The following is a 4286-nucleotide window of genomic DNA, read 5'->3' on the forward strand; positions in this document are numbered from 1 at the left end:
AACGTGTCGTACGCGGTCGACCCGTTTTCTTGGCCGGCGGCATCATCGGCGCGATCAACGCCCATTCCGGGTCCGTTGTATCGCTTGCATATTTATTGCCCTTGCGGTCATGTTGGCGACGAGTGAGTTCAGTCCAGGCCATTGAGATCTCCGTTCAGCTTCACAACCGAACAGAATCACAACTTACTGAACTCATTCAACTAGTTTTAAATCAGGCTCTTAGCTGACTTTGACAGGATTTGCGGTTTTGACGGGAATTTGGGGTTTTCAGATTTTGGAGTTTTTCAACAGAATAAGCCCATTGCAGACACTCAGACCAAATTGGGCTTCACCACGACCAACATACAGTAAAAGGTGGCCGTGCATTGAGCATCTAGGGGTTTAGTACATCATTGCAAATCAACGAAGATTCGCGAGTCGACACCCGCTTCAAACAGGGCGTTCTTGATTTGATCTATCGAATTGGCGTCGGCTGAGCTGACGATGACAACATCGTTGACGACCAGTGAATACAGCGGCGCTTCGGGCTGTGCGTTAGGCTCGAGGTTTGCCAAATATTCTTCTGCGGCTCGTCGAGACATTGGTCCCCATTTTCCGTCATAGGCGACGCCAATCGTGTACTGCACGTCCATGATCAATTCTTTGCCGACGGACTGACCATCGTTTAGATCAAGCAAAACCTGTTCAAGCGTTTTCGTGTCCGTGACGCGTTCAGGAATGAAAACATTTCGGCAAGTTTCTACGTTCTTGTATCTGGTGACAGTTGTCCGACTGTTCTCATGACCGACAGCCCCACCAATGATTGCGCCAACGGCAGCGCCGGCATTTTCGTCCGTTACGGCTTTTCCGATCACGCCGCCAATTAGCGCTCCGCCGATTACCTTATCGGGTTCTCCGCCTTTGATGGTTTCTTGATAGGGCACCGAAGTTGTCTCGCATCTCACCTCATACGAACCAGCAAACGCTTGAGATGCAATTAGAGCAGACGTCATCACAGTCGCCAAAATTTTCATGGTCTTGCTCCTTTTTTCTGCAAGCCGCGGTAGTTCAGCGATAACATTTATAGACTGACGCCGATTTCCCCGCGTTGCATAACAAACACATAGCCTTTTAGCCTGATCGGATGTTTTGAACATGTAACACACAAACTATGCTTTCAGGTGTTATGCAATAACACGGCAGGTTATTGCTGAAACTCAAGCAAGGAGGTGACGTTTGAGGTCGCCAAATTGCGCTGGTGCACAATCACCTTGGAGTGAGTTCCTGCGTCCTGGTGCTTGGTTCTAAGTCACGGGGCCCCAATGTCAGAAATGTCCCGCGTTGTGTGAATTCGCCCATCGGAAATTTTGCAGTTGCAGCGAAAGTCCGTTCCGGGCTCTAGCCTGCCATCCGGTTATGCAGCATCAGTTTTGGCTTCATCCGATAGGCGGACGTTGAGAACGGCCCAGAGCGGACACTCATCGGATCCCTCTGAAGCACTCTCTATTTCTGTCGCGCCTTGGCTGTCGACGAAACGTCAGGCAGGACGCATTGGGACACGGATCTCAACAAATAGGCTGTTGACCCCGGATTGCCTCGACCGCTGACTGTCTGAATTCTTGTTCGATCAATCCGGAACGGATACCCCGGCCTTCCGCATCTTCCAGGAGTTGGGGCCGGTTTGAATGAGGTTCCTGCGCTCTGCGGCATGGCGACCGTCGTTGAGCAGTTGGCTCAGGTCTTTGCCCACGGCCTTGCTGTAGACATGGTAGAGGTGTCCGGTCGGGCCCTCTGAGCCGATGTCACTCAGGTCGATCACCTCCACTCCAGAGAGAGTTTCTAGGTGGTCGCCCGCTTCCCCGAGCCGTGGATAGCCATGCAATTGTGCTGAAAGCGCAAGCGGGCGATCAGCATCTGTGACGTATATCGTGACGTTGCGCGCGATCAGCGAAATGCGCGGCAGGAGTCTTTGAAATATTGCGAAGTCCATATCCGGAGCGAGGAGCACGATCGCATCGAGACGGATATCCGGACGTCGGTACGCGACCTCGTAAAGAGCGAGCGCCACCCCTCGCGCGCCAAGGCTGTGCCCGACGACATCGACAGCACCACTGCCAAAGCGGCGTTCCAGCTCGATTATGGCATCGGCGAGATCGAGAACACTCCAATAGAGGTCGGCCTCGTCACGCATGTAGTTGGCCAGGTCCCCGTCTGATGGCCAGCTGAACCACAGGAACCGGTCTGTGAGACTGGCATTTTCCTGAAGCAGGGCCGCGCGCCGGCAGCCCTTGTCAAAATCGATGTAGTAGCCATGAACGTAGATAGCGGGTGCGTTTTTCGAAGCGCTATCCTGTAAGGCGTCGAGGACCACGCTGGACCTTGTCACACGAATTTCGTCAACCCTAAGAAGTTGCCCCCGAATGAAGGCCGGTGCGGAGTCCGCCAGCGGTGCGATAGAGCCGAGTTCTAAATCTCGGACCCGGCACCAGCCGGCCCTGAGATGGCTGCGCTCGTCTCCGAAGAACCTTCCGCCCCCGTCAGCTTCTGCAAGATTTCGAAGTGTCAGAAAGGGGACCTGCCGCTCATGGCTCTCCGCTTGGGCCGTCGAAGTTGATGGAAAAGCGATTATAAATGCGGCTGCCAGACTGCCAACCGAAATAGCACGCAGAAGGATCGAGGTAAGAAATCGCATAATGCACCTTAGAATGATCGCTTTCGACTCGATAGTGGGAACCGCCGGGGACACCGCCTTGAAAACGCGGTCTGCGTGACCGCTTAACATATTGACGCAAGATGCTGTCAAGGCTTGTAAGGCGATATCTGACAGCGGCCTGCGCCAATCCGGTGCCCGGTTGCTCGTACGTGTTTGCAAAGAAGACCTGCTCCTGAGCCATTGTAGCAAAAGCGTCTGATCTGCATCCTGCGGAGAAAGAGTTCCACGAGGGCCGACCGAATGCAGGTCGTCCGATCAGGATCATCACTGGTAGTCTCGTTCCATTGGCAACTCTGAATTGCACGAAGACCGCAAAGTCCGCGTTGCGGTCATTTGGCCCAAGAACATGCTGCACGATGCACGAATGACATGGTGTGTCTGTGGGTGCCGCTCTCCTTGGGCAAACGAGGTACAGTATACTGGCCTCAATGAAGCAGCCACAAAGGAGAAAGACAATGGCATATTATAATCACCGCAAGGGCGCAACTCCCGCTTAGAAGTCAAATCCTTGCGCACTGGATTTACACCAAAGCTTTTCGCAGAAAAATCTACCCGATCACTGCGAAACATCGCGACGACATAGCCAATCCGCAGGCAAATTTGCTTCACCGGATTGACCCGACATCCATACCAAAACGTTTCTTCAGAAAGATCTACGATAGCGTGATCAACCCAAGCCAAGACAAAATGCTCGCCCCCCATATGGCCAAGGGGAATAGAGTAGTTGTCATGACCGCCAAAGAACTGAGATCCTTTGCAATTCTTGACAGCTCGTGTCTTTCAGTCCCGATCCGGTCAATAGTCGCTTCGATGGCTGAATTTAGGATTTCTACAATTATCAGTAGTAGAATTGAACCAACAAGAAGCCCCGTATGGGCAAGCGAATTCCCGATCCAAAAGGCCAATGGAACAGACAAGCCCAAGACCACGACTTCTTGTCTGAAGGCTTCCTCCCGGCGCCATATATCCCGAAAGCCGGCCACTGAATTGCGATAGGCCGCAATCAATCGGTTAATGCCCGACGGCGCCTCTTTTTCCATAGTGTTGTTACCCATCCAACTATTTGGCTAAGCCGGTGGGAGAGTCTTAACACCGCAAGATACCAATAACTATATTTTAGGTTGACCCAAGTGCTGAACGGTCCCGTCACCTCGCACACGGTTGCAATGGATCTGGGTGATGGAGAGCAGATATGGCGTCGCGCCAAGAGACTGTGCCGAAGCTTACATACGACCCAGGTTCAACCAAGAAGCGTGCCGAAAACACCAACCGAGCAAACATCTCTGGTTGGTCGTTAGTGGCCATCAACGAAGTTTGCAAACTATCTGCCTAAGCAACACCGCAATTCATCAACGCATCTCTTCCGGCGAGTTTCCTAGCCCAAGCAAAGTCGGCAAGCGCCGTGTTTGGCAGGTTAGTCCCGCGCTGCCGTCATTGGGGTTTCGAAAATGCTGCGCGATGCACGAATGGCAGGAATGCGAAAGCTGCACTGCGGCGCTGGTTGATGGATCGAAAGGCTGGTCTGGGCCGTTCATGTTGGTCGGGGCGAGATCGTTTGGCAGGATGCTGCGATGCGGCTAACGGCAGCAAGGAG

General features: G+C 53.1%; 4 protein-coding genes. All 4 read right to left on the bottom strand.

The genetic code is table 11. The annotated features are described in order from the left end of the window. Positions 1-142, bottom strand: a 142-nt coding sequence (locus tag AC221Y_RS20935) for a transposase (protein ID WP_486708296.1), incomplete at its 3' end; no start/stop codon positions are given. Positions 143-389: 247 nt separating this feature from the next. Then, positions 390-1013: a hypothetical protein gene (locus AC221Y_RS20940; protein WP_299756132.1), complete on the bottom strand. Its 624-nt coding sequence runs from the start codon at positions 1011-1013 to the stop codon at positions 390-392. Between the two features lie 593 nt (positions 1014-1606). Then, a complete protein-coding gene (locus AC221Y_RS20945; protein ID WP_299756134.1) occupies positions 1607-2671 on the bottom strand; it encodes an alpha/beta hydrolase in 1065 nt (354 codons plus the stop codon). Between the two features lie 674 nt (positions 2672-3345). Beyond that, positions 3346-3732 carry a diacylglycerol kinase gene (locus AC221Y_RS20950; protein ID WP_299756137.1) on the bottom strand — a complete coding sequence of 129 codons (387 nt, stop codon included), beginning with the start codon at positions 3730-3732 and terminating at the stop codon, positions 3346-3348. Positions 3733-4286: the final 554 nt, after the last annotated feature.

Source organism: Boseongicola sp., assembly GCF_057460485.1.

Bases quoted from the DNA above. Each gene is read 5' to 3' on its own strand.
- AC221Y_RS20940 (WP_299756132.1), bottom strand. From the start codon at position 1,013: ATGAAAATTTTGGCGACTGTGATGACGTCTGCTCTAATTGCATCTCAA.
- AC221Y_RS20945 (WP_299756134.1), bottom strand. From the start codon at position 2,671: ATGCGATTTCTTACCTCGATCCTTCTGCGTGCTATTTCGGTTGGCAGT.
- AC221Y_RS20950 (WP_299756137.1), bottom strand. From the start codon at position 3,732: ATGGAAAAAGAGGCGCCGTCGGGCATTAACCGATTGATTGCGGCCTAT.